21 protein-coding genes are annotated in these 25,488 nt (G+C 62.4%); 15 read left to right on the top strand and 6 right to left on the bottom strand.

Annotated features, from left to right (window positions below):
- Window positions 1-25 precede the first annotated feature (25 nt).
- The gene (locus E0H22_RS20520; RefSeq protein WP_233022822.1) at window positions 26-847 is read right to left on the bottom strand and encodes a uracil-DNA glycosylase; all 822 of its coding nucleotides are present in this window, start codon (window positions 845-847) and stop codon (window positions 26-28) included.
- A gap of 153 nt (window positions 848-1,000) precedes the next feature.
- Between E0H22_RS20520 and E0H22_RS20515 the strand changes: the two genes are divergently transcribed.
- The 3 genes from E0H22_RS20515 to E0H22_RS20505 all read left to right on the top strand — a co-directional run bounded on the left by E0H22_RS20515 (window position 1,001) and on the right by E0H22_RS20505 (window position 5,741).
- Window positions 1,001-2,659 carry an electron transfer flavoprotein-ubiquinone oxidoreductase gene (locus E0H22_RS20515; RefSeq protein ID WP_233022821.1) on the top strand — a complete coding sequence of 553 codons (1,659 nt, stop codon included), beginning with the start codon at window positions 1,001-1,003 and terminating at the stop codon, window positions 2,657-2,659.
- A gap of 321 nt (window positions 2,660-2,980) precedes the next feature.
- The gene (locus tag E0H22_RS20510) at window positions 2,981-4,807 is read left to right on the top strand and encodes a tetratricopeptide repeat protein (protein ID WP_233022820.1); all 1,827 of its coding nucleotides are present in this window, start codon (window positions 2,981-2,983) and stop codon (window positions 4,805-4,807) included.
- A gap of 4 nt (window positions 4,808-4,811) precedes the next feature.
- Window positions 4,812-5,741 carry a 4-(cytidine 5'-diphospho)-2-C-methyl-D-erythritol kinase gene (locus E0H22_RS20505; protein WP_233022819.1) on the top strand — a complete coding sequence of 310 codons (930 nt, stop codon included), beginning with the start codon at window positions 4,812-4,814 and terminating at the stop codon, window positions 5,739-5,741.
- A gap of 41 nt (window positions 5,742-5,782) precedes the next feature.
- Here the strand turns inward: E0H22_RS20505 and E0H22_RS20500 are convergent, their stop codons facing one another.
- Entirely contained in the window at window positions 5,783-6,556 is a 774-nt protein-coding gene (locus tag E0H22_RS20500; protein WP_233022818.1) for an SDR family oxidoreductase, read from the bottom strand.
- 191 nt (window positions 6,557-6,747) lie between these two features.
- Between E0H22_RS20500 and E0H22_RS20495 the strand changes: the two genes are divergently transcribed.
- Window positions 6,748-7,761 carry a tartrate dehydrogenase gene (locus tag E0H22_RS20495; RefSeq protein ID WP_430715289.1) on the top strand — a complete coding sequence of 338 codons (1,014 nt, stop codon included), beginning with the start codon at window positions 6,748-6,750 and terminating at the stop codon, window positions 7,759-7,761.
- Window positions 7,762-7,889: 128 nt separating this feature from the next.
- On the opposite strand, the gene E0H22_RS20490 is transcribed toward E0H22_RS20495, so the two are convergent.
- Genes E0H22_RS20490 through E0H22_RS20480 form a run of 3 tightly spaced genes read right to left on the bottom strand, consistent with a single transcriptional unit; the run spans window position 7,890 to window position 11,051 of the window.
- A complete protein-coding gene (locus tag E0H22_RS20490) occupies window positions 7,890-8,798 on the bottom strand; it encodes an NAD(P)-dependent oxidoreductase (protein WP_233022816.1) in 909 nt (302 codons plus the stop codon).
- Between the two features lie 14 nt (window positions 8,799-8,812).
- A complete protein-coding gene (locus tag E0H22_RS20485; protein ID WP_233022815.1) occupies window positions 8,813-10,060 on the bottom strand; it encodes a Zn-dependent hydrolase in 1,248 nt (415 codons plus the stop codon).
- 43 nt (window positions 10,061-10,103) lie between these two features.
- Window positions 10,104-11,051: a LysR family transcriptional regulator gene (locus E0H22_RS20480; RefSeq protein ID WP_233022814.1), complete on the bottom strand. Its 948-nt coding sequence runs from the start codon at window positions 11,049-11,051 to the stop codon at window positions 10,104-10,106.
- 135 nt (window positions 11,052-11,186) lie between these two features.
- On the opposite strand from E0H22_RS20480, the gene E0H22_RS20475 reads away from it, so the two are divergent.
- The 6 genes from E0H22_RS20475 (at window position 11,187) to E0H22_RS20450 (ending at window position 16,836) form a co-directional block, all read left to right on the top strand.
- On the top strand, window positions 11,187-12,005 hold the full coding sequence (locus E0H22_RS20475; protein ID WP_233022813.1) for a putative hydro-lyase: 819 nt from the start codon (window positions 11,187-11,189) through the stop codon (window positions 12,003-12,005).
- Window positions 12,006-12,087: 82 nt separating this feature from the next.
- A complete protein-coding gene (locus E0H22_RS20470; RefSeq protein WP_233022812.1) occupies window positions 12,088-13,338 on the top strand; it encodes an ABC transporter substrate-binding protein in 1,251 nt (416 codons plus the stop codon).
- Window positions 13,339-13,600: 262 nt separating this feature from the next.
- On the top strand, window positions 13,601-14,434 hold the full coding sequence (locus E0H22_RS20465) for a branched-chain amino acid ABC transporter permease (RefSeq protein WP_233026452.1): 834 nt from the start codon (window positions 13,601-13,603) through the stop codon (window positions 14,432-14,434).
- Complete coding sequence (locus tag E0H22_RS20460) at window positions 14,434-15,417, top strand: branched-chain amino acid ABC transporter permease (RefSeq protein WP_233022811.1); 984 nt, start codon at window positions 14,434-14,436, stop codon at window positions 15,415-15,417. The genes E0H22_RS20465 and E0H22_RS20460 overlap by 1 nt, the downstream gene beginning before the upstream one ends.
- The gene (locus E0H22_RS20455) at window positions 15,414-16,148 is read left to right on the top strand and encodes an ABC transporter ATP-binding protein (protein ID WP_233022810.1); all 735 of its coding nucleotides are present in this window, start codon (window positions 15,414-15,416) and stop codon (window positions 16,146-16,148) included. The genes E0H22_RS20460 and E0H22_RS20455 overlap by 4 nt, the downstream gene beginning before the upstream one ends.
- Complete coding sequence (locus E0H22_RS20450) at window positions 16,132-16,836, top strand: ABC transporter ATP-binding protein (RefSeq protein ID WP_233026450.1); 705 nt, start codon at window positions 16,132-16,134, stop codon at window positions 16,834-16,836. Before E0H22_RS20455 ends, E0H22_RS20450 begins: the two co-directional genes overlap by 17 nt.
- Window positions 16,837-16,849: 13 nt before the next feature.
- Here the strand turns inward: E0H22_RS20450 and otnC are convergent, their stop codons facing one another.
- Window positions 16,850-17,512 (bottom strand): 3-oxo-tetronate 4-phosphate decarboxylase, encoded by a 663-nt coding sequence (otnC, locus tag E0H22_RS20445; protein ID WP_233022809.1) that lies wholly within the window; start codon window positions 17,510-17,512, stop codon window positions 16,850-16,852.
- Window positions 17,513-17,623: 111 nt separating this feature from the next.
- Here otnC and ltnD point away from each other — a divergent pair, with 111 nt between their 5' ends.
- From ltnD to E0H22_RS20420, 5 genes are all read left to right on the top strand, one after another.
- A complete protein-coding gene (gene ltnD, locus E0H22_RS20440) occupies window positions 17,624-18,541 on the top strand; it encodes an L-threonate dehydrogenase (RefSeq protein ID WP_233022808.1) in 918 nt (305 codons plus the stop codon).
- A 14-nt stretch (window positions 18,542-18,555) separates the two neighbouring features.
- Window positions 18,556-19,338 (top strand): 2-oxo-tetronate isomerase, encoded by a 783-nt coding sequence (gene otnI, locus E0H22_RS20435; protein WP_233022807.1) that lies wholly within the window; start codon window positions 18,556-18,558, stop codon window positions 19,336-19,338.
- Complete coding sequence (otnK, locus tag E0H22_RS20430; protein ID WP_233022806.1) at window positions 19,335-20,612, top strand: 3-oxo-tetronate kinase; 1,278 nt, start codon at window positions 19,335-19,337, stop codon at window positions 20,610-20,612. The genes otnI and otnK overlap by 4 nt, the downstream gene beginning before the upstream one ends.
- A gap of 425 nt (window positions 20,613-21,037) precedes the next feature.
- Entirely contained in the window at window positions 21,038-24,232 is a 3,195-nt protein-coding gene (locus E0H22_RS20425; protein ID WP_233022805.1) for an efflux RND transporter permease subunit, read from the top strand.
- Window positions 24,222-25,442, top strand: coding sequence for an efflux RND transporter periplasmic adaptor subunit (locus E0H22_RS20420; protein ID WP_233022804.1), 1,221 nt, complete (start codon window positions 24,222-24,224; stop codon window positions 25,440-25,442). Before E0H22_RS20425 ends, E0H22_RS20420 begins: the two co-directional genes overlap by 11 nt.
- Window positions 25,443-25,488: the final 46 nt, after the last annotated feature.

Here is a 25,488-nt window from a genome sequence, read left to right as displayed (position 1 = left end):
CGCTCCTCAGGATGAGGGCGGAGATTTACTTCACTGCTTCCAGCGCCTTGGCGATCGCGCGCAGGTCTATCCAGGTCAGCCGCTTGTAGGACGGCGAGCGCAGCAGATAGGCTGGGTGGAAGGTCGCCAGCGCTTTGATCTTGCGGGTGCCGGTGTCGTAGTCGACCCAGCGTCCGCGCGATTTCATGATGCCGTCGCGGGTCTGCAGCAGCGTCTGGGTCGACGGATTGCCCAGCGTAACGAGAATATCCGGGTTCACCAGCTCGATCTGGCGCTGGATGAAGGGGAGGCAGATCTGCGTCTCCTGCGGCGTCGGCGTGCGATTGCCCGGCGGGCGCCACGGAATGACATTGGCGATATAAGCGGTCGTCCGATCGAGCCCGATCGCCTTCAGCATCAGGTTGAGCAGCTTGCCGGAGCGGCCGACGAACGGCAGGCCCTCGATGTCCTCGTCGCGGCCGGGAGCTTCGCCGACAAACATGATGCGCGCCTGCGGATTGCCGTCGGCGAACACCAGCCGGGTCGCGGTGTTCTTCAGCGCGCAGCCATCAAAGCTCTCCAGCATGCCGCGCAGCGCCTCGAGGGTCGGCGCGGTGCGAGCGGCTTCCCGGGCGGCGGCGACAGCGACGTCGGGAGGCACCTCGGTCTTGGTAGGCGCTGGCCGCGGTGCCGTCGTTGGCATGCCAGTCAGCGGCGCGCGCTTTGGCGCCTCCTGGGCCGGTACGTGCAGGCCGATTTCCTCGTCCAGCAGTCGGTTGGCAGGCTCGTCCATGAGCGCGCAATCGACCCCGGCCTCCAGATAGAAGGCGAGCAGCTGAGCGACGGTAGGGGCGGGTTCGAGCATCATGGCCACCTGACAGATATGCCAGCATCCGGCTGGGATCGCCACCCGTGGAAGTGGCCCCTGTGCATTTCGGTGGTTGTTCTTCCGCCAAAAATCGGAAACAAGAACCCTTAGAAGCGTTCTGAACGGGTTGGAAACGGGTCTGAGATCAAGATTATGAGCACTGAAGAACTTCCGCCGCGCGAGAGTATGGAATTCGACGTCGTGATCGTCGGCGCCGGCCCATCCGGCCTGTCGGCCGCGATCCGGCTGAAGCAGCTCAATGCGGACCTGTCCATCGTCGTCGTGGAAAAGGGTTCCGAAGTCGGCGCCCACATCCTGTCGGGCGCCGTGATCGACCCCGTCAATCTCGACAAGCTGATCCCCGATTGGCGCGAGGATGCGGATTGCCCGCTCAAGACCCAGGTCAAGGACGACCAGTTTTACTTCATGACCAAGACCGGCGGTTTCAAGCTGCCGAACTTCCTGATGCCGCCGCTGATGAACAATCATCACTGCTACATCACCTCGCTTGGCATGGTGACGCGCTGGCTCGGTGCCAAAGCCGAAGCACTCGGCGTCGAAATCTATCCGGGCTTCGCGGCCGCCGAGACGCTTTACGACGAGAATGGTGCGGTGCGCGGCATTGCCACTGGCGACATGGGCATCGGTCGCGATGGCAAGCCGAAGGATTCATTCACGCGCGGCATGGAACTGCTCGGCAAATACACGCTGTTCGCCGAAGGCGCGCGCGGTTCGCTGACCAAGCAGTTGATCGCCAAATTCGCGCTCGACAGGGATTGCGAGCCGCCGAAATTCGGTATCGGCCTCAAGGAAGTCTGGCAGATCGATCCGGCCAAGCACAAAAAGGGCACCGTCAAGCACTCGTTCGGCTGGCCGCTGGACAACGATGTCGGCGGCGGCACCTTCCTGTATCACTACGACGACAACCTTGTGGCCGTCGGTTTCGTGCTGCATCTGAACTACGAGAATCCCTATCTCTATCCGTTTGAGGAATTCCAGCGTTTCAAGACGCATCCGCTGATCCGGGACACGTTCGAAGGTGGTAAGCGACTCGCCTACGGTTCGCGCGCGATCACCGAGGGCGGCTATCAGTCGGTGCCGAAGCTGTCCTTCCCCGGTGGTGTGCTGATCGGCTGCGCGGCAGGCTTCGTCAACGTGCCTCGCATCAAGGGCGTCCATAACGCCATGGGCTCTGGCATGCTCGCTGCCGAACATCTGGCTGCCGCGCTCGAAGCCGGCCGTGCCAATGACGAATTGATCGAATACGAAAATGCCTGGCGTTCGTCCTCGATCGGCAAGGATCTCTACCCGGTCCGTAACGCCAAGCCGTTGTGGTCTAAATTCGGAACCATTGTCGGCAATGCGCTCGGTGGTTTCGACATGTGGTGCAACACCTTCGGCTTCTCGCTGTTCGGCACGCAGAAGCACGAGAAGCCGGATCGCAAGACTCTGAAGCCGGCGAAGCAGTACAAGCCGATTCCGTATCCGAAGCCGGATGGCAAGATCACCTTCGACCGTTTGTCCTCGGTGTTCCTGTCCAACACCAATCACGAGGAAGACCAGCCGATCCATCTGAAGGTCGCCGACATGGCGCTGCAGAAGTCGTCGGAACACGACGTCTTCGCGGGCCCGTCAAACCGGTATTGCCCGGCGGGTGTGTATGAGTGGGTAGGCGAGGGTCAGGAGCCGCGATTCCAGATCAACGCGCAGAACTGCGTCCACTGCAAAACCTGCGACATCAAGGACCCGAACGGCAACATCACCTGGGTGCCGCCGGAGGGCGGCGGCGGCCCGAATTACGAGGCGATGTAAAGTCAGATTCGCTTCAGGGCACAAAGTCGTGAGCGGGGCACCGGCCAACGGTGCCCCGTATTGCGTTGGATGTCACGATCCCGCCACACTAAGCGCGTTTGCAGGCATATACGGCGCAATCCGGTCGCCCGAACCTGACAGGCTCTCTTGGTGCATCTGCGCCCCCGATCCTTGCGAACGCTGGCCAAAAGCGGCATTGTCGCGCTGCGCTATGTTGCCGGGTCGGCAGCGCATTCGGGCTTGTCGCGCAATCCAGATCGCGTTTGTGCTCGAACTTCCGCCCATGACTGCCCAAATGATTCTCGGAGCTAGGCGAACTTGATGTTGTCCTCCCGTTTCAACCGCTTGACGCTCGCTGCCGCCACGCTCGCCGTTCTGGCGATGCCCGCGCAGCCCTTCGCTCAGACCCCGGATCATCTCGCCGATAATTCGGCGACGTTCCCGACGGCGAAGGACCTGAAGCAGATGACGACCGCGGGCAGCTATCTGGCCGCGCGTCACGCCAGCGTCGAACGCGATGCAACTTCGGCTGCGGCGTTTTACCGCTCTGCTTTGCGCACCGATCCCAAGAACAACGAATTGCTCGACCGCGCCTTCATCTCGTCGCTTGCTGATGGCGATATCGACGAGGCCGTAAAGCTCGCCGAACGCATCCTCGTCATCGACAAGTCGAATCGCGTGGCCCGCCTCGTGGTCGGCGTGCGCGATCTCAAGGCGAAGAAATATGTGGCCGCGCAGACCAACATCAACCAGTCGGTGCGCGGTCCGATCACCGATCTGGTCGCCACGCTGCTTGGCGCATGGGCTAGCTACGGCGCCGGCGATACCAAGGCCGCCATTGCCAATATCGACAAGCTGGCTGGGCCGGAATGGTATCCGATCTTCAAGGACCTGCATGCCGGCCTGATCTACGATCTCGCCAACAGGCAGAAGGACGCCGGCGCGCGCTATGAGCGTGCCTTCAGGCTCGATGACTCCGCGCTGCGCGTGGTCGACGCCTATGGCCGCTGGACATCGCGCAACAAGGACGACGCCGCGGCGCTCGCCATCTATGAGAACTTCAACAAAAAGCTCGCTCGCCATCCGCTGGTGCTGGAAGGTATCCGCGAGACCAAGGCGGGCAAGAAATTGCCGACGCTGGTCGACAGCCCGCAGGCCGGTGCCGCCGAAGCACTCTACGGCATCGGCGCATCGCTGACCCGCCGCGGCGGTGAAGACCTTGCGCTCGTCTATCTGCAGCTCGCGCTCTATCTGAAGCCGGATCACGCGCTGGCGCTGCTTTCGCTCGCCGATCTTTATGAGTCCGTGAAGAAGCCGGCGATGGCCATCAAGGTCTATGAGCGCATGCCGGCGAATTCGGCGCTCAAGCGCAACGCGATGATTCAGGAGGCGACGAATCTCGACGCTGCCGATCGCAGCGACGAGGGCATCAAACTCCTGAAGGACGTCACCGCCAGCGATCCGAAGGATCTCGAAGCTATCATGGCGCTCGGTAATATCGAGCGCGGCAGGAAGAAGTTCACCGATTGCGCCGAGACCTACACCAAGGGCATCGACGTTGTCGCCGCCAACCAGGACAAGCCGAACTGGGTCTATTACTATTTCCGCGGCATTTGCCTCGAGCGTTCCAAGCAGTGGGCCAAGGCTGAAGTCGATATGAAAAAGGCGCTCGAACTGCAGCCGGAGCAGCCGCATGTACTGAACTATCTCGGCTATTCCTGGATCGACCAGGGCATCAATCTCGATGATGCCATGAAGATGATCAAGCGCGCGGTCGAACAACGTCCGGACGATGGTTACATCGTCGACTCGCTCGGTTGGGCTTATTACCGCATCGGCAATTACGAGGATGCGGTCAAAAATCTCGAACGCGCCATCGATCTCAAGCCGGAAGATCCGACGATCAACGATCACCTGGGCGATGCTTATTGGCGCGTCGGCCGCAAGCTGGAAGCCCGCTTCCAGTGGCAGCATGCCAAGGATCTGAAGCCGGAAGCGGAAGAGCTGCCGAAGATCGAGGCCAAGATGCAGAAATGCGTGCCGGACGGTGGCGAAAAGCCGGAAGGCTGCAGTTTGAATGAAACGGCTCCGGCGGCGGCTTCGGCCGACAAGCCGGAGGCGAAGAAAGACAACGACAAAGGCGGCTGATCGTATGACGGGGGCATCGGCGGGCACTGGGCTGCCTGCTCGGGAAGGCGGGGCTTCTCTGGAGGAGCAGGCGCGGGCCAAGGTCAATCTGACCCTGCGTGTCATCGGACGGCGTGCAGACGGCTATCATGACCTCGAAAGCGTCGTGGTCTTCGCTGATTGCGCCGACCGGCTGACGCTGTCGCCGGGTGGCGATCTTGCACTGATGGCCGCGGGCCCGCGCGCCGCCGAATGCGGTGACAACGCCGATAATCTCGTGATCAAGGCGGCGCGGCTGCTCGGCGAGCATATCGAGGGTCTGACCTTCGGCACCTTCGCGCTCGACAAGCACCTGCCGGTAGCCGCCGGCATCGGCGGCGGTTCGGCGGATGCCGCCGCGGCTCTGCGCCTTCTTGTGCGGGCCAATAATCTCGAGTTTGACGATCCCCGCGTGATGGATGTCGCCCGTCTGACTGGCGCCGATGTGCCGGTCTGCGTGCAGTCGCATGCCTGCGTGATGACGGGGGTCGGTGAAAACCTTCTCCAGCTCAACATGCCGCGTTTGCCTTGTGTGATGGTCAATCCGCGCGTGCCGGTGGCGACCAAGGATGTGTTTCAGGAACTCGGCCTGAAGAATGGTCAGCTCCGTGTCGGCCCCGGCGATGTGTTGCGCGCTCCGTCATGGCCGAGCGAAGGTGCATCGGTCGATGACTGGATCGCTGCCGTCAGCGCCGGCACCAACGATCTCGAAGCGCCTGCGCTGAAGGTGGAGCCGATCATCGGCGACGTGCTGGCCGCGCTTGGCGCCGCCGAAGGCGTGCGCCTGGCTCGCATGTCGGGTTCCGGGGCGACATGTTTTGCGCTGTTCGACAACGACACGGATGCACAGCGCGCCGCGCATGCGATCCAGCTCACGCATCCGCTGTGGTGGGTGCATGCGGGCGCGCTGAGCTGATCTTCCTTCTCCCGCTCGCGGGAAGAGGTTAGCGAGAGCGCTTACCACCCGGCGCTCCATCCGCCATCCACCGTATAGATGACCCCCGAGGTGTATCCCGCCCGGTCCGAGGCCAGAAACGCCATCAGGTCGGCGATCTCGCGCGGCTTGGCGGCGCGGCCGAGCGGAAGATTCTGCTCCAGTTCAGGGTACCGGCTTTCATCGCCCAGTTGTGCCTTCGCCTGCGCCTGCATGCGCGTGATGTAGCGGTCGGTCGCCACCGGGCCAGGGTTGATGCCGACGACGCGGATATTGTCCTGCAGGCTCTTGCCGCCGAGCGCGCGAGTGAAGGCCATCAGCGCCGCGTTGCCGGCGCTGCCGCAGATGTAATTTGCGTCGAATTTCTCGCCGGCCGCACCGATATCATTGACGATCACGCCGCCGCCACGCGCTTTCATCTGCGCATAGATCAGCCGTGTCAGATTGATGAAGCCGAACACTTTCAGCTCCCAGGCATACCGCCAGGTCGGATCGTCCACCTTGTCCAGCGTGCCGCCAGGAATGTCGCCGGCATTGTTGACGAGGATGTCGATGTCAGCGGAAGCGGTCGCCAGCGCGGCCAGATCCTCGGCATTTCGCAGATCGGCGCCGTGGACGGTGACGTCGATTTGATGGCGTGACCTCAGGCTTTCGGCCAGCGCCTGCATTTTCCCGACATTACGGGCGGCGAGGCTGACATGGGCGCCTTCCTCGGCAAAGGCTTCGGCCGCCGCCGCGCCGATGCCCTTGGAGGCGCCGGTGATCAGGACGCGCTTGCCGCGCAGATGAAGATCCATCGAATGCCTCCGCTCGTAATGACAGCCGAGTTATGCCGCCGCGCCAAATGACGTCAACATTGCACTGCACCGTTGATCGCGCGCCGGCTTTGGTCCAAACCTGCCGGCAATCCAACTGGCGAAGGAAACCTCACGTGAGCAAGGAATATCGGATTGCAGTCATCCCCGGCGACGGCATCGGCAAGGAAGTGATGCCGGAAGGTCTGCGCGTGCTCGAGGCCGTCGCCAAGAAGCACCGCGTGAAGGTGAAATTCGACCATTACGACTTCTCGTCCTACGACTATTACGAGAAGCACGGCCAGATGATGCCGGACGACTGGAAAGCCCAGATCGGCAAGCACGATGCGATCTATTTCGGCGCTGTCGGGTTGCCGGCGAAGATTCCCGATCACATTTCGCTATGGGGCTCGCTGATCAAGTTCCGCCGCGAATTCGATCAATACGTCAACCTGCGCCCCGTGCGCCTGATGCCGGGCGTGCCGTGCCCGCTGGTCGGCCGCAAGCCCGGTGACATCGACTTCTGGGTGGTTCGTGAAAACACCGAAGGTGAATATTCGGCGGTCGGCGGCCGCAGCTTCCCCGACACGGATCGCGAATTCGTCACCCAGCAGACGGTGATGACCCGCACCGGCGTCGATCGCATCCTGAAATTCGCGTTCGATCTCGCCCAGTCGCGGCCGAAGAAGCACCTGACCTCGGCGACCAAGTCGAACGGCATTGCGATCACCATGCCGTATTGGGACGAGCGCGTGAAGGCGATGGGAGAGAACTACCCCGACGTGAAGTGGGACCAGTATCACATCGACATTCTCACCGCGCATTTCGTCATGAACCCCGACCGGTTCGACGTGGTGGTGGCCTCGAACCTGTTCGGCGACATCCTGTCGGATCTCGGTCCGGCCTGCACCGGCACCATCGGCATCGCGCCGTCGGGCAATATCAATCCGGCCGGTGATTTCCCGTCGGTGTTCGAGCCCGTGCACGGATCGGCGCCGGATATCGCAGGGCAGGGCATCGCCAACCCGATCGGCATGATCTGGTCCGGTGCGATGATGCTGGAGCATCTCGGCGAGAAGGAAGCTGCCGATTCCATCGTCAAGGCGATCGAGCGCACACTCGCCGAACGCACGCTGCGCACGCGTGACCTCGGGGGGCAGGCCGATACGACCGCGTGCGGCAAGGCCGTTGCAGAGATGGTGGAGTAACAGCACTCCGTAGAGCCCTCATGGTGAGGAGGCGCTCTTGCGCCGTCTCGAACCACGGGGGCGCGCGGCCATCCTTCGAGACGCCGCGCAAGTGCGTGGCTCCTCAGGGTGAGGTCGGAGGTTGCGGTCTACCCAGCAATTCGCCGGCAGTGCTTCCACGCTGCATCGATCAGATTGATGCTCGCTTCCGGCGTTCGGAAGGCCGAGTGCGACGATAGCGTCACGTTCGGGATCGTTGTCAGCACGTGGCCGGCCGGGAGCGGCTCGATCTCGAAGACGTCGAGGCCGGCATGGCGCAGATGGCCAGACCGCAGGGCGTCGATCATCGCGGCTTGATCCACGATCGCGCCGCGTGCGGTGTTGACCAGGATCGCGCCCTTCTTCATCTGGCCGATGCGCTCGCGGGTGATCATGCCACGGGTCTCGTCATTGAGCAGCAGATGGATCGACACCACGTCGCTCCTGGCCAGCACCGTCTCCATGTCCGTGAATTCGACACCGGAATGGCTCTTCGGCGACCGGTTCCAGGCCAGCACCTTCATGCCCGAGCCGAGCGCAATGCGCGCGACTTCAGCGGCGATCCCGCCGAAACCGATCAGGCCGATGGTTTTGCCGGTCAGTTCCATGCCTTCATCGCGCAACCAGTTGCCCGCCCGCATTTCGCGATCCTGCTCGGCAAGGCCGCGTGCGGCCGCCCACATATGCGCGATGGCGCATTCGGCGACGGCCGTGTCACCATAGCCGCGGATCAGATGCACCTCGATACCGAGCGCAGCGAGCTCCTCGATGTTCATGTAGCTGCGCGCGCCGGTGCCGAGAAACACGATATGCTTCAGGCCGGTGCACTGCTCTGCGACATCGGTCGGCACATAGGTGTGGTCGACGATGGCGATCTCGGCGCCATCCAGCACTTTCGGCAGATCGGTGGACTTGATGTCCTCGTCGCGATTGATTCTGACCGCGATGTCGCCTGGCTGCGTCAGCCGTTCCAGAATAGCTGCCAGTTCTTCGCTGGCATCGACAAATACGCCGCGCATTGATAGCCCCCCGATCACTTGGAAGAAACGCCGGCCAGCGCCAGCACCGTGTGCATCAGGACATTGGCGCCGGCGGCGCAATCGTCCTGGGTCGAGCTTTCCAGCTCGTTATGGCTGATGCCATCCTTGCTCGGAATGAAGACCATCGCTGTCGGTATGACATTGTTGAGATTGCAGGCATCGTGCCCGGCGCCCGACGTGATGCGGCGATGCGAATAGCCGAGGGATTCCGCCGCGCTCTCGACAGCGTCGACGAGCTCCTTGTTGAAGTGCGTCGGCGGCTTATGCCAGACCTTGTCGAAGACGACCTCGACCTTGCGCTTCGCAGCGATGGCCGCGATCGCCTCGCGCACGCCTTTCTCGATGGCCTCCAGCTTGCCTTCATCGGCACTGCGCAGGTCCATGGTGAAAGCGATCTCGCCCGGGATGACGTTGCGTGACGGATTGGCGATCACGGCTTCGCCGATGGTGCCCAGCGCGCCGATCTCGGTCACCACGCGTTCGGTGGCCAGCACGATCTCAGACAGCGTGCCCAGCGCATCCTTGCGCAGCGGCATCGGGGTCGAGCCGGCATGGCTCTCGAAGCCGGTGATCTTGCCGTCGAACCACAGCACGCCCTGGCCGGCTTCGACCACGCCGATGGTCTTGCCTTCGGCTTCGAGGATCGGACCTTGTTCGATATGTAGCTCGACGAAGCCAGAGAATTTCTGCGTGCCGACGGCGACATCGCCGCGGTAACCGATGGAATCGAGCGCCTCGCCGACGGTGACGCCGTCATGATCCTTGCGGGACAGGATGTCGTCGGTGGTGAAGTCGCCGACATAGGCAGCCGACGCCATCATGGCCGGAGCAAACCGCGAACCTTCCTCGTTGGTCCAGTTGGCGATGCAGATCGGCGCGTCGGTCTCGATGCCGGCGTCGTTCAGCGTGCGCACCACTTCGAGCGCGCCGAGCACACCGAGAATGCCATCGAACTTACCGCCGGTTGGTTGGGTGTCGAGATGCGAACCGATGCCGATCGGAGCCTTCGACATGTCGCGGCCTTTGCGCAGCGCGAACATCGAGCCGAGGGCATCGATCTTCACGTCGAGGCCGGCGTCTTCGCAAGCCTTGCGAAACCAGTCGCGCACCTGCTTGTCCTCGGGCCCGAGCGTCAGGCGACGAACGCCGCCTTTCGAAGTACCGCCGAATTTCGCCGTCTCATTGATCGCGTCCCATAGCCGTGCGGAATTGATCTTGAGATTGTCGCCGAGCTTGGTCATGCGGTCTGTCCTGGGAGTTTCGCGTGGTGGAATGTGGTGTGTTTCAATGACGCGCCGGCGTCAGCGCGTCAACCAAGGGGCTGATATGCGGCGACGTACATGATGCCGCGCTCTCCTGAGCGAGCTGAGCGGCGAGGCTGGCGACAAGCTCGATGGCGACGGTGTCGGGAGATGCGAGCCAGCTCGCTGCGAAGGTCAGCGGCTGGATCGGCACATTGGTATTGAGCAATTGCAGTCGGCCGTCGGCAAGCTCGTTCTGCACGATCGCGGCCGGGATCACGGCAATGCCGAGCCCTTCGATCGCCATGTGGATCACGGTGGCGAGGGATGCACTGGCATGCAGCCTGATTGGCGGCAATGAGGGCCGGTTGAAGATCGAACGCACGATCTCATAGGGGCGCGTCTTGCGCGGGAAGGTAATGATCGGATGCTTGGCCAGGTCTTCGACGGAGAGCGTTTCATTGCCGAGCCCGAGCGATCGACTGGCCAGAAATCCGATCTGATAGTCGCAAAGGACTTTGCTCTGGACGTCCGATGCCGCGAGCGGGCCGACAACGAATGCAAGCTCGATCTCCTGCGCCAGCAACCTCGCACGCAGATTTGGCGTGATGTCGACCTCGATCTCCAGCGACAGATTCGGATAGGCCTCGTTGACCTGCTTGATCAGCTTCGAGAGCCAGGTGTGCACGATGGTCTCGGCAACGCCGAGCCGAAGCACGCCGCGCATGGCGGAGCGGTCGCCGACCGCGGCCATCATCTCCGAACGAAGCCCGATCAGCTTTTCGGCATAAACCAGCATCTGCCGGCCGGCAGGGGTCGGGGAGGCAATGCGGCGATCACGTTGCAGCAGGCGGACGCCGACCTCGTGTTCAAGCTGCGCGATGCGCTGGGATATTGCCGGCTGGGTCGTATTCAGCTTCTGCGCGGCGCCACGAAAGCTGCCGAGATTGACCACCCACAGGAACGTCTCCAGGGCCTTGAAGTCCGCCATAGGGTAGGATCTTCTCTTTAGATAATTTCGATTTATCGGATACGATCAAAAAACACGATTAGACATTATATTATCCCTATGCCCCACTAAGTCGAGGTCAAAACTCAGGCACGGCGATAATTGAGGCAGGTAGCTATGGGCAATCTGGCGACGCTTGATCATGATGGAGTCGGCACCGGCGATCTGCCGAGTGCGGTTGCCCGCCGGGAATATCGTGCCGGCAAATATGGCAGCACCGCCGGCGTCGCCCCCGGCTACGTCCAGGGCAATCTCGTGATCTTGCCGGAGGCGCAGGCTGCGGCCTTCCACCGCTTCTGCCAGCTTAATCCAAAACCGTGTCCGATCATTGGTATGTCCGATCCCGGCGATCCCCGCATTCCCGCGCTCGGCCTCGATCTCGATATCCGCACGGACATTCCGCAATACGTCGTTTGGAAGGATGGTGAGGCGATCGATCGTCCCGCCGAGGTGACGAAATACTGGCGCGACGACCTCGTGTCATTCGTGATCGGCTGTTCCTACTCGTTCGAGGAGCCGATGATGGCGGAAGATTTGCCGATCCGTCACATCCAACAGGATACATTGGTGCCGATGTATCGCACCAACATCGCCTGCAAGTCTGCGGGCCCTTTCGCCGGCCCGATGGTCGTGTCTATGCGTCCGCTGAAGCCGGCTGATGCGATCCGCGCGGTGCAGATCACTTCACGCTTTCCCTCCGTGCACGGCGCGCCGGTGCATCTCGGCCTGCCGCAGTCGATCGGTATCAAGGATATCAGCAAGCCCGATTACGGTGATGCAGTGCACATCAATGATGACGAGATCCCGGTGTTCTGGGCCTGTGGTGTCACACCGCAAGCCGTCATCGCAGCTGCGAAAGTGCCGTTCGCCATTACGCATGCGCCGGGTGTCATGCTCATCACCGACCTCAAGAATAAGCAATTGGCTGTTTTATAAGAAGCAGCTTGCCGATCTTTCGAGCTTTACCGTAACCTCGATTAGTTCCTATCGATAGCTGCCGATCACAAAGGACACCCATATGACGATTTCTCGCCGAGATGTTCTGCTTGGAGGCGCTGCCTCTGCCGCGCTGCTTCCGCTTGCCACGCCAGTCCGCGCACAAGTCAAGGAAGTCGTGATCGGCGTGATCTATCCGCTCTCCGGCGCTAGCGCGCAGATTGGCGTCGACGCACAACGCGCTTTCGAGACTGCCGCGGACATCGTCAACAAGAACTACGATTTCGATCTGCCGATGGCGAAGGGAGAGGGCTTCTCCGGTCTCGGCGGTGCCAAGCTGCGCCTCGTCTTTGCCGACCATCAGGCCGATCCGCAGAAGGGCCGCGCCGAGGCCGAACGCCTCATCACGCAGGAAAAGGTTTCGGCCATTGTCGGTACCTACCAGAGCGCGGTCGCGGTCACCGTCAGCCAGATCTGCGAGCGCTACCAAATTCCGTTCCTATCGGCCGATAACTCGTCGCCCAGCCTGCATCGCCGTGGTCTGAAGTATTACTTCCGCGCCGCGCCGCATGACGAGATGTTCTCGACCGCGATGTTCGACTTCTTCGACGCGATGAAGAAGAAGGGCCAGAAGATCGAGACGCTGGCGCTGTTCCACGAAGATACGATCTTCGGCACCGACTCGGCGAACGCACAGCTGAAGCTCGCGGCGGATCGCGGCTACAAGATCGTCGCTGACATCAAGTACCGCGCCAACTCGCCGTCGCTCACTGCCGAAGTGCAGCAGCTCAAGGCGGCCAATGCCGATGTACTGATGCCGTCCAGCTACACCACCGATGGCATCCTGCTGATCAAGACCATGGGCGAGCTCGGCTACAAGGCCAAGAACATCGTCGCGCAGGACGCCGGTTTCTCCGAGAAGGCGCTATATGATGCGGTCGGCGACAAGATTCCGGGCGTCATCTCGCGCGGTTCGTTCTCGCTCGATCTCGCCGCCAAGCGCCCTATGGTCGGCAAGATCAACGACATGTTCAAGGAGAAGTCCGGCAAGGACTTCAACGACTATTCGTCGCGCCAGTTCATGGGCCTGATCGTGATGGCCGATGCCATCAACCGCGCCAAGTCCACCGATGGCGAGAAGATTCGCGAAGCATTGGTCGCCACCGACATGCCGGGAGAGCAGACGATCATGCCGTGGAAGCGGGTGAAGTTCGACGAGATGGGTCAGAACAACGACGCCGACCCTGTGCTGCTGCAGTACAACGGCGGCAAGTTCGTTACCGTATTTCCGCCGCAGGCTGCGGTGGCAGATGCGGTCTGGCCGATGCCGTAAGGGCGCTTTCTAACCCTCCCCTCGCGCGAAGCGAAGCTTCGCTAGGTGGGGAGGGTGGACGGCCGAAGGCCGGCCGGGTGGGGGTGCCACAAGCTCCGTCACTCGTGGAGGCATCCCACCCCGGCCTATCGGCCGCCCCTCCCCGCTGCGCGGCTTCGCCGCTTGGGGAAGGGAGGCCACTCCTATCATCGCTTCAAGACGACCGAGAGGATTCCCTTTGACCGCCGCGACCATCATCCAGAGTCTTGCCAGCGGATTGCTGATGGGGCTGCTCTATGGCCTGCTGGCCGTCGGCCTTGCGCTGATTTTCGGCCTGATGGACGTCACCAACTTTGCCCATGGCGAATTTCTGATGTTGGCGATGTATCTCACTTTCTTCCTCTTCATGTTCTGGGCGGTCGACCCCTTGCTGTCGATTCCCATCGTCGCCGCTGGCATGTTCGTATTCGGCGCGGTGATCTATCTGATCATCATACGCTTCGCGATGCGGGCCAAGGCCAACATCGGCATGGTGCAGATTTTTGCGACCTTCGGCCTCGCGATCCTGATGCGCGGTCTCGCGCAGTTCTTCTTCACCCCGGATTATCGCAGCATCCCGGCCTCGATGTTGGGTGGCAAGACGATCTCGGTGTTCGGCGTGTTCCTGCCGGTGCCGCAGCTCGTCGGTGCGCTGATCTCCATCGCCGCCTTCGGCGCGCTCTACTTCTTCATGAAGAAAACGGATTTCGGCCGCGCGCTGGAGGCGACGCGTGAGGATGCTGGCGCGGTGGCGCTGGTCGGCATCGACAAGAACAAGGTGTTCGCGCTCGGCTGGGGCCTCGGCTCCGCGCTGATCGGCCTCGCCGGCGGCGTGATGGCGATCTTCTTCTACATCTATCCCGATGTCGGCGCGTCATTCGCGTTGATCGCCTACGTCACCGTCGCGCTCGGTGGGTTCGGCAGCGTGTTCGGCGCCTTTGCCGGCGGCATCATCGTCGGCCTTGTCGAGGCGACCACGGCGATGATCCTGCCGCCCTCGCTGAAATCGGTCGGCATCTATGCCGTCTATCTTCTCGTCGTCTTCATTCGGCCGCGCGGCCTGTTCGGATCGATCTGATGGACAGCTTCACCCAGCGTCGCCGTCGCGACCTCATCCTCGCCGCCGTGCTTGCCGCCATCGCCGCCTGCGTGCCGTTCTTCGTCAAGGACGTCTATGTGCAAAACATCATGGTGCTGACCTTGATGTATGCGGCGCTCTCGCAGGCCTGGAACATCCTCAGCGGTTATTGCGGCCAGATTTCGCTCGGCCATGCGCTGTATTTCGGCCTAGGCGCCTATACGACGGCGCTGTTGTTCACCAAGTTCGGTGTGCTGCCCTGGTTCGGCATGCTCGGCGGCGGCATTCTGTCGGCGCTGATCGCGCTCGGCCTCGGCTATCCCACCTTCCGCCTGCGCGGCCATTACTTCGTGATCGCCACCATCGTCATCGCCGAAATCGGCTTCCTGCTGTTCCACAATTGGGAATGGGCCGGAGCCGCGCTCGGCATCGATATTCCCGTGCGCGGTGATAGCTGGGCGAAATTCCAGTTCACCCGCAGCAAGCTTCCCTTCTACTACTTCGCGCTGGTGTTCTGCTGTGTCGCCTGGCTGATTACCTGGTGGCTGGAAGATTCCAAATGGGGCTTCTGGTGGCGCGCGGTGAAGGACAATCCCGATGCGGCCGAGAGCCTTGGCGTCGTGGTCTTCAATTCCAAGATGGGCGCGGCGGCCGTCTCCGCTTTCCTCACTGCCATCGGCGGCAGCTTCTATGCCCAGTTCGTCTCCTATATCGATCCTGAAAGCGTGATGACCTTCCAGTTCTCGCTGCTGATGGCGCTGCCTGCCGTGCTCGGCGGCATCGGCACGCTGTGGGGGCCGGTGTTGGGTGCCGTCATCCTGATCCCCATGACCGAACTCACGCGCTCCTTCATCGGCGGCTCCGGCCGCGGCGTCGATCTCATTCTCTATGGCGCCGTCATCGTGCTGATCTCGCTGGCGCGGCCGGATGGCCTGCTCGGTCTGTTCGCACGACGACCGGCTTCGAAAGGAGTGCCGCAATGAGCGCGCCTCTGCTTGAAACACGCGGCGTCTGGCAGCGCTTCGGCGGCCTGATTGCCAATAGTGATGTCTCGATCTCGGTCGATGCCGGCGAAATCGTCGGTCTGATCGGCCCGAACGGCGCCGGCAAGTCGACGCTGTTCAACCTGATCGCCGGCGTGCTGCCGCCGACCCAGGGATCGATCTGGTTTGACGGCAAGGACGTCACCCGCATGCCTGCCGCCGAGCGCTGTGCCCTCGGTATCGCGCGCACCTTCCAGGTGGTGAAGAGTTTTGAGACGATGACCGTCATCGACAATGTCATCGTCGGCGCGCTGATCCGCAACGACAAGATGAAGGACGCCCGTCGCAAGGCGCATGAAGTTCTGGAATTCTGCGGCCTCGGCCCTCGCGCGGACAAGCTTGCGCGCGAGCTGATTCCATCCGAGAAGCGCCGTCTTGAAGTTGCCCGTGCGCTCGCCACTGAGCCAAAACTCCTGATGCTCGACGAATGCCTCACCGGCCTCACGCCGCTGGAAGCGCAGTCCGGCGTCGCACTGGTGCGCAAGGTGCGTGAGACCGGCGTTACGGTGCTGATGGTCGAGCATGTGATGGAAATCGTGATGCCGCTGGTCGATCGCGCCATCGTGCTCAATCTCGGCAAGAAGCTCGTCGAGGGCAAACCCGCGGATGTCGTCCGGCATCCAGAAGTCATCAGTGCATATCTCGGGGATCGCCATGCTGTCGGTGCGTGACGTCACCACCGCCTATCAGGGGCTGGTCGCCATTTCGGACGTCACCATCGACGTCGCCAAGGGCGAGGTCGTCGCCGTCTGCGGCGCCAATGGCGCCGGCAAGTCGACGCTGATCAAATCCATCGCCGGCGCCGAGCGCCCGCGCTCCGGCACGGTTACCTTCGACGGCCAGCAGATCAACGGCATGGCGCAGCATTTGATCACCGCGCGCGGCATCGCCTATGTGCCAGAGAACCGCCGGCTGTTTCCGCGGCTGTCGGTGCACGACAATCTCAAGCTCGGCAGCTATATGTATCGCAACCAGACCGACCGCGAGGAGCCGCTGAAACTCGTGTTCGAATTGTTTCCGCGCCTGTCCGAACGCCTTGAACAGCGCGCCGAAACCCTGTCCGGCGGCGAACAGCAGATGCTGGCCATCGGCCGCGCGCTGATGACGCGTCCGCGGTTGCTGATGCTGGACGAGCCGTCGCAGGGCATCATGCCGAAACTGGTGGACGAGATATTCCAGGCTGTGAAGAAGATCCGCGACACCGGCATGACCGTGCTGATCGTCGAGCAGCGGATGGCCGAAGTCCTGGAGATCGCCGACCGCGCCTATATCCTGCAGACCGGCCGCGTGCTGATGCAGGGCAAGGCCTCGGAAATCGCTACCAATCCAGATGTCAGGAAGGCGTATTTGGGGTTGTGAGTTAGGGGCACGATCAGTGATCGTGCCCGTGCTCCGGCACCGTCAGCCCGAACACCTTCACCAGATCATTCACCTGCTCCGGGGACAGATGCCGCGGGTTCAGCCCGCGCAGCAGGAGATACAGTTTGGCCGTCTCCTCCAACTCCTCCATCGCATAGACCGCTGCCTCGAGGCTGTCGCCGGCAACCACCGGGCCGTGATTGGCGAGCAGCACCGATGAATACTTCCCGGCCAGCCCTTTGATCGCATCCGCCACCGCCGGATCGCCCGGCCGATAGTACGGCACCAGCGCCGTGGCGCCGCACTTCATCATGTAATAGGGCGTCATCGGCGGCAGCACCGCGCGCGGGTTTACCTCAGGCAGCATCGATACTGCCACCGAGTGAGTCGAATGCAGATGCACGATGGCCTGCGCGCTGCTGCGGGTGTCATACAGCGCCGTATGCAGCGGCACTTCCTTGGTCGGCTTGTCGCCGGACACCAGCCGACCGTCCTTATCCAGCCGCGACAGCCTGGCGGGATCGAGCCTGCCGAGCGAGGCATTGGTCGGGGTCACCAGCCAGCCGCCGTCCTCGCAGCGTACGCTGATATTGCCGGACGAGCCCGGCGTCAGGCCGCGCTCGAACAGGGAACGGCCGAACCGGCAGATGTCGTCACGCAGCTGTGTGTCAGTCATGGCATTTCCTCGTGCCGGCGTTGTCCCATGCTTTGGCAGGAAGGCCAAGCCGTGTTACCGAGGAGCCAAGGCCCGATCAGCGGCCGGCTGGAAAGTCCGAGGAACTGCTGCATGTCATCTGCATCCGACAAACCGCGCGTGGCCGTCATCGGTCTGGGCTCCATGGGTTATGGCATGGCGCTGTCGCTCCTGCGTGCGGGCTTTACCGTTACGGGATGTGATGTGTCCGCTGCGGCCGTGAAGCGCTTCGTGGGAGAGGGCGGGCAAGGCGCGGCCACCCCGGCGGAGGCTGCCAAGGCGGCCGATATCGTTGTCAGCGTGGTGGTCAATGCGGCGCAGACCGAGGCGATCCTGTTCGGCACGGGCGGTGCGGCTGAAACCCTTGCCCGGGATGCCGTCTTCATCTCTTCCGCGACCATGGATCCCGAGGTGGCTCGTCGCCTTGCCAAGCAGCTCGAAGCCACCGGTCGCCATTATCTTGATGCGCCCATCTCCGGTGGAGCCCAGCGTGCGGCGCAGGGCGAATTGACCATCCTCGCCTCCGGTAGCGCTGCCGCCTTCGCCAGAGCCCGTCCCGCGCTCGATGCGATGTCAGCAAAGCTCTATGAGCTCGGCGATGCGGCCGGGCAGGGGGCGGCCTTCAAGATGATCAATCAGCTTCTGGCCGGCGTGCATATCGCCGCAGCTTCCGAGGCGATCGCATTTGCCGCCAGGCAGGGCCTCGACATCCGCAAGGTCTACGAGGTGATCACCGCCTCCGCCGGCAATTCGTGGATGTTCGAGAATCGCGTGCCGCATGTGCTCGACGGCGATTATACGCCGCGCAGCGCGGTCGATATCTTCGTCAAGGATCTCGGCATCATCCAGGACATGGCGCGGACCGCGAAATTCCCGGTGCCGGTATCGGCGGCGGCTTTGCAGATGTTCCTGATGACATCCGCCGCCGGCATGGGCCGCGACGACGATGCATCGGTGGCGCGCATGTATGCGCAGGTGACCGGGACAGCGCTTCCGGGCGAGACAAAATAGTTCGGAGACCGCCGATGCCCCGTTTCGCTGCCAATCTCAGCATGATGTTCAACGAGCATCCGTTCCTCGATCGCTTCGATGCCGCCGCCAAGGCAGGCTTCACGGCCGTCGAATTTCTCTTCCCGTACGAATACAAACCTGAAGACGTCGCCCTGCGCCTGAAGCGCAATGGTCTGAAGCAGGTGCTCTTCAATCTTCCGCCCGGGGACTGGAATGCCGGGGAGAAGGGCTTTGCTGCGCGCCCGGACAAGTTCGACGAGCTGCGCCAGAGCCTGCATACGGCATTGCCTTATGCCGAGGCCACCGGCGTGCGCCGTCTGCACATGATGGCTGGCCTCGCGGATCGCCACGATCCCAAGGCGGTCGATGCATTCAAGAAATCGCTCGAGTGGACCGCGGATTTCCTCGGCGATCACGGCATCGATGTCGTCATCGAGCCGATCAACGGCCGCGATGTGCCCGGCTATTTCCTCAACGACTTCATGTTCGCGCGCGATATCATCGTCGAGCTCGGCATTCCCAATGTCGGGCTGCAATTCGATATCTATCACTGCCAGATCCTGCATGGTGATGTTACCATGCGCCTGCGCGAGATGATGCCGCTGATCGGCCATATCCAGATCGCAAGCGTGCCTTCGCGCAATGAGCCGGCGGGTGAGGAGCTGAACTATCCATTCCTGTTCGCGGAACTCGACCGTCTCGGCTATGACAATTATGTCGGCTGCGAGTATCGCCCCGCGGGAGAGACGGTCGCAGGTCTCGGCTGGTTCAAGCCCTATGCGGGAGTGAAGGTATGAGTCTCGCGCTGGGTTGCATTGCCGATGACTATACCGGCGCCTCCGATCTCGCCAATACGCTCACACGCAACGGGCTGCGCACTGTACAGACCATTGGCATCCCTGCCGATGACCTGAAGCTGCCCGAGGTCGATGCCGTCGTCGTGTCGCTGAAGAGTCGTTCGATCGAGGCGAGCGCCGCTGTGCAGAAATCGCGTGTGGCCGACAGGTGGCTGCGCAGCCGCGGCGCGTCGCATGTGCTGTTCAAGATCTGCTCGACCTTCGATTCCACCGACAAGGGCAATATCGGCCCGGTGATGGATGCGCTGCGGATCGATGCCGGCGACAATATCGTGCTCGTGACACCGGCTTTTCCGGATACCGGGCGCACCGTGTATCAGGGCAATCTGTTTGTCGGTCCGGTGCCGTTGAACGAGAGCCCGCTGAAGGATCACCCGCTCAATCCGATGCATGATTCAAATCTCGTCCGCGTGCTGGCGCGGCAGAGCGGGACCAATATTGGTCTGGTCGATCTTGGCATCGTTGCAAGCGGTGCCGATGTGATGCGCTCGCATCTCGATGGATTGTCTGAGAACGGATTTGGCGCCGCCATCGTCGATGCGGTGTTTGCGAAGGATCTCGAAACCATCGGTGCGGTCGCGCTCGATCACCGCTTATCGGTCGGCGCCTCCGGCCTTGGCCTTGGTCTCGCGCGTGGGCTCGTCACGTTGGGTCGCGTGAAGGTCGCGAGCGCAGCGTCCACAGCGGAAAAGCCCGTCGGCGGTGCCGCCGCGTGTCTCGCCGGCAGCTGTTCGCAAGCGACATTGCAACAGATTGCCCGGGCCGGGCAGGCGATGCCGGTGCTGCATCTCGATCCGGACAAGGTCGTCGTCGGCGAGGATGAGGTCCGGCGCGCGATCGCCTGGGCGAAGGAGCGTCTGAGCGAGGGGCCCGTCTTGATCGCAAGCAGCTCGTCGCCCGATCAGGTCGCGCAATTGCAGAAGCGCCATGGTCATGAGGCTGCCGGCCACGCCATCGAGCAGGCCATGGCCGATCTTGCAGAGGCGCTGGTCGGTGCCGGCGTTCGGCGGCTGGTCGTGGCCGGCGGTGAGACGTCGGGCGCGGTGGTCGATCGGCTGGGTATTCCGGGCTTCCTTGTGGGGGCCGAAATCGCGGCTGGCGTTCCCGTGCTCCGCGCTGTAGGCGCGGGACAGGGCGACATGTGGCTCGCACTGAAGTCCGGAAATTTCGGAGGGCCGGACTTCTTTGCCGATGCGCTCAGGCTGATGCCGTAATGCTTTCAGCCTGATCGGCGGGCGGCAAGGTGCCCAGATAGGCAAGTCATTGCCGCTATCATGCGCATTACAGATTTTTCATCTTCGGGCGTGCCGCTCACCGCCTGAAATATGTTTGTTGAAGCCTCAAACTGTTGTCGGGCTGCCACGGCAGCGCTGAATTGTTAACACTATCGGTGAAGTGAACTGCCGCGAGCCTTGGTTACATAGCCAATTTCATACCGTTGAGGTAAATCAGGCTTCTTCAGCCAGTACTCCACGGCTGCGCCGGTGCCCCGCGATTGATGAGCCTTTGTCATAAGTCCATCCCGATGCGACGGGCTAATCGGACAAGGCTCGTCAGGTTAGACGGGGCGTTTCGAGCGGAACAGCAGAGGCTCGCCTGTGAGAATGATCGCTGAGAGATTGTCGGGGACCGTTACTTCATGATTTCGTTGGTACGCATCGCCCTGACTAGGCCCTACACCTTCGTCGTGTTGGCCTTGCTGCTTCTGATCGTTGGGCCGCTCGCCGCACTTCGGACGCCCACGGACATTTTCCCGGAAATTCGCATCCCCGTCATCGGTGTGGTCTGGAGCTATACCGGCCTGCCGCCGGACCAGATGGCCGGTCGCATCACCACGCCGTTCCAGCGTGCGCTGACGACGACGGTGAACGACATCGAGCACATCGTCGCCAATTCCTATAACGGCTTCGGCATCGTCAAAATCTTCTTCCAGCCGAATGTCGATATCCGCACGGCCAATGCGCAGGTCACCGCGATCTCGCAGACGCTGCTGCGACAGCTGCCGCCCGGCGCGACGCCGCCGCTGATCATGAACTATTCGGCCTCCACGGTGCCGATCATCAATGTGGCGCTGTCCGGTGACGGCCTCAATGAGCAGCAACTGCAGGACCTCGGCTTTAACCAGCTTCGCACATCGCTCGTCACCGTGCCCGGCGCAGCGATTCCGTTTCCGTTCGGTGGCAAGCAGCGGCAGGTGACCATCGATCTCAACCCCGGCGCCCTGCAGGCGCGCGGTCTGTCGGGGCAGGATGTCGCCAATGCGCTGGCCGCACAGAACCTGATCACGCCAGTCGGCACACAGAAGATCGGCCAGTTCGAATACACCATCAATCTCAACAATGCGCCGTTGAAGATCGAGGAGCTGGCCTTGCTGCCGATCCGGCAGGTCAACGGTGCCATGGTCTATGTCGGTGACGTCGCCACCGTGCGCGACGGCAACTCACCGCAGACCAACATCGTCCATGTCGACGGCAATCGCTCGGTGCTGATGCAGGTGCTGAAAGCAGGCTCGGTGTCCACGCTCGATATCATCTCCGGCCTGAAGAAGAAGGTGGAGGAGGTGCGCGGAGCGCTGCCGGATGCGCTGAGGATCAATTATATCGGCGACCAGTCGATGTTCGTCGCCGGGGCCATTTCCGGTGTGGCCCATGAAGGCGTCATCGCCGCGGCGTTGACCTCGATCATGATCCTGCTGTTTCTCGGCAGCTGGCGCTCTACCGTGATCATTGCGGTGTCGATCCCGCTCGCGGTGCTCGGCGCGATCATCATGCTGTCGGCGATGGGCGAGACGCTGAACATCATGACATTGGGTGGCCTCGCGCTCGCGGTGGGTATCCTGGTCGACGACGCCACCGTGACCATCGAGAACATCAATTATCATCTCGAACAGGGCAAGGACGTAGAAACCTCCATCATGGACGGCGCGGCGCAAATCGTGACGCCGGCTTTCGTCTCGCTGCTCTGTATCTGCATCGTCTTCGTGCCGATGTTCTTCCTGAACGGCATCGCCAAGTTCCTGTTCGTGCCGATGGCGCTGGCGGTAATGTTCGCCATGGTGTGGTCGTTCATCCTGTCGCGCACGCTGGTGCCGACCATGGCGAAATATCTGCTCAAACCGCATGTGCACCACGAAGACGGAAAACCTCCGACGCGCAATCCGCTGGTCAAATTCCAGCGCGGCTTCGAGGGCCGGTTCGAGAAGTTCCGCGCTGGCTATCGCGGGCTGCTTGACCTCGCCTTGGCGCATCGTCCCGTTTTCGTGACCGGATTCCTGCTGTTTGTCGGCGCATCCTTTCTGCTGGTGCCGTTCCTGGGCCGCAACTTCTTCCCGCAGGTGGATGCCGGCAGCATCCTGATGCATGTGCGCGTGCAGGTCGGCACCCGCGTCGAGGAAACCGCCAATCAGTTCGCCGACATTCAGAAGGCGGTGCGGGGCATCATCCCGCCGCATGAGATCGAAACAATGACCGATAATATCGGCTTGCCGGTCTCGGGCATCAATCTCACCTATAACAACACCGGCGTGCTCGGCAGTGCGGATGGCGACATCCAGATCAAGCTGCGCGACGGCCACAGGCCGACCGAGGAATACGTCAAGCAGTTGCGTGAAAGGCTGCCGCGCGAATTCCCCGGCGTCAGCTTCGCCTTCCTGCCGGCCGACATCGTCAGCCAGATCCTGAATTTCGGTGCGCCGGCGCCGATCGATCTGCAAATCCGCGGCAACCGCACGGCGGAGAACTTCGTCTATGCCAACAAGCTGCTCGCAAAGGTGAAACAGATTCCGGGCATTGCCGATGCGCGTATCCAGCAGTCGCCCAACAATCCCGGCTTCAATATCGATGTCGATCGCACCCGTGCGCAGTATGTCGGGCTCACCGAACGCGACGTCACCAACAGTCTCGTCGTGAATCTTGCCGGCTCCTCGCAGGTGGCGCCGACCTACTACCTCAATCCCGACAATGGCATCTCTTATTCCATCGTGATGCAGACGCCGCAGTACAAGATGGATTCGCTGAACGCGCTGCAGACGCTGCCGATTACATCGGCCAGTGCCCAGGGTTCGCCGATCCTCGGCGGCATCGCCGATATCAAACGCACCGCCACCAACGCCGTAGTGTCGCAATATGACATCCAGACCATGGTGCAGATCTATGCCACCACCCAGGGCCGCGATCTCGGCTCGGTCTCGAATGACATCTACAAGGCGATCGAGGAAACCAAGGCCGAACTGCCGCGCGGTTCGACCGTCGCGTTGCTCGGTCAGGTCGAGACCATGAACTCGTCCTTCGCCGGCCTGCTGTTCGGCCTGCTCGGTGCGGTGGTGCTGATCTATCTGCTGATCGTCGTGAACTTCCAGTCATGGTCCGATCCGTTCGTGATCATCACGGCGCTGCCGGCCGCGCTGGCCGGTATCGTCTGGATGCTGTTCACCACCCAGACCACGCTCTCGGTTCCCGCGCTGACCGGCGCCATCATGTGTATGGGCGTCGCCACCGCGAACTCCGTGCTCGTGATCTCCTTTGCCCGCGAGCGCTATGGCATGCATGGCGATCCCGTCCAAGCGGCGCTGGAAGCCGGTTTCACCCGGTTCCGTCCGGTGCTAATGACGGCGCTGGCCATGATCATCGGCATGGCGCCGATGGCCTTCGGCCTCGGCGAAGGCGGCGAGCAGAATGCGCCGCTTGGTCGCGCGGTTATTGGCGGCTTGATTTTTGCAACCGTGGCCACATTGATGTTCGTGCCGGTCGTGTTCAGCCTCGTGCACAAGAAGCAGCAATCGGACCACCAGACTTCGGCCCATCCGGCCGCTTCGGAGCCTTCCCATGTCCACTGAGAAGACGCCCGCTGGGCAGCCCCAGCAGGTTTCCCGCCGCAAGCTCGGCATTGCCGGCGTCGTCGGCGTCGTGGTCGCCGGCAGCGTCGTCGTCACCGGGATCATGGCGCGTGCCAAGACGGATACGGAACTCAGGACCTGGACGGCAGAACAGGCGGTCCCCTCGGTTGCCGTCGCCTTGCCCGGCAGCCGGCCGCTGAAGCCGACCCTGGACCTTCCGGGCCGCCTGGAGGCCTATTACCGCGCGCCGATCTTCGCCCGCGTCTCCGGCTATCTGAAGAGCTGGCATGCGGATATGGGCGCCCAGGTCAAGGCGGGGCAGGTGATCGCTGAAATCGATGCGCCCGATCTCGACCAGCAGCTGTTGCAGGCCCGCGCCGATCTCGTCAGCCAGCAGTCGAGCGCCAGACTCTCCGAAGCCACGCTGAACCGCCGCAAGACGCTGGTGGCGTCCAACTTCGTTTCCGCTCAGGAGATCGACGAGCGCACCGCCGATCTCAACAACCGGCTGGCGGCGGTGAAATCCGGCGAGGCCAATGTGCAGCGCCTTGAAGCGCTCGCCGACTACAAGAAGATCACGGCGCCGTTCGACGGCATCGTCACCCAGCGCAACACCGATGTCGGCGCGCTGATCTCCGGCGGCACCGGCACCGGTGCCGCGATGTTCGTGATCTCCGACGTCAGCAAGCTACGCGTCTATGTGGACGTGCCGCAGAACTTTGCGCCTTCGGTCCAGATTGGCACCAGGGCCACCATCACCGTGCCGGATCACCCGAACGAGACGTTCCAGGCCACGGTGGAGGCCGCTTCGCGCGCCGTCGACGTCGGTTCGGGCACCACGCGCATGCAACTCCGTCTCGACAATTCCGAAGGCAAGCTGATGCCTGGCGGTTTCGCGAATGTGAAGCTCGAGCTCACCGGCAACGCGGCACCGCTGCACATTCCAGCCAGTGCGCTGATCTTTGGCGCGCAGGGGCTGCGCGTTGCCACCGTCACGCCGGACGACAAGATCGCCTTCAAGACGGTGACGATCGCCCGCGATCTGGGCCGCGAGATCGAAATCGGCAGCGGTCTTGCGTCGGATGACCGGATCGTTACGGCCCCGCCGGATGGTCTGAGCGAAGGCGACAAGGTTCGCGTCACTGGCGGCCCCGCCGCGAAGGGCGGCAAGCCGACGGCGGAGACGGACAAGAAGGAAGTGAAGGGGTAGGCGTATCGCTGCGCTGTCTGCGTGTGTGGCGGCCCCCACCCCGACC

This window comes from Rhodopseudomonas boonkerdii, from assembly GCF_021184025.1.
Taxonomy (GTDB): domain Bacteria; phylum Pseudomonadota; class Alphaproteobacteria; order Rhizobiales; family Xanthobacteraceae; genus Tardiphaga; species Tardiphaga boonkerdii.
The sequence above is the reverse complement of the archived record's forward strand: the minus strand, read 5'-3'. Positions and strand labels throughout refer to the sequence as shown.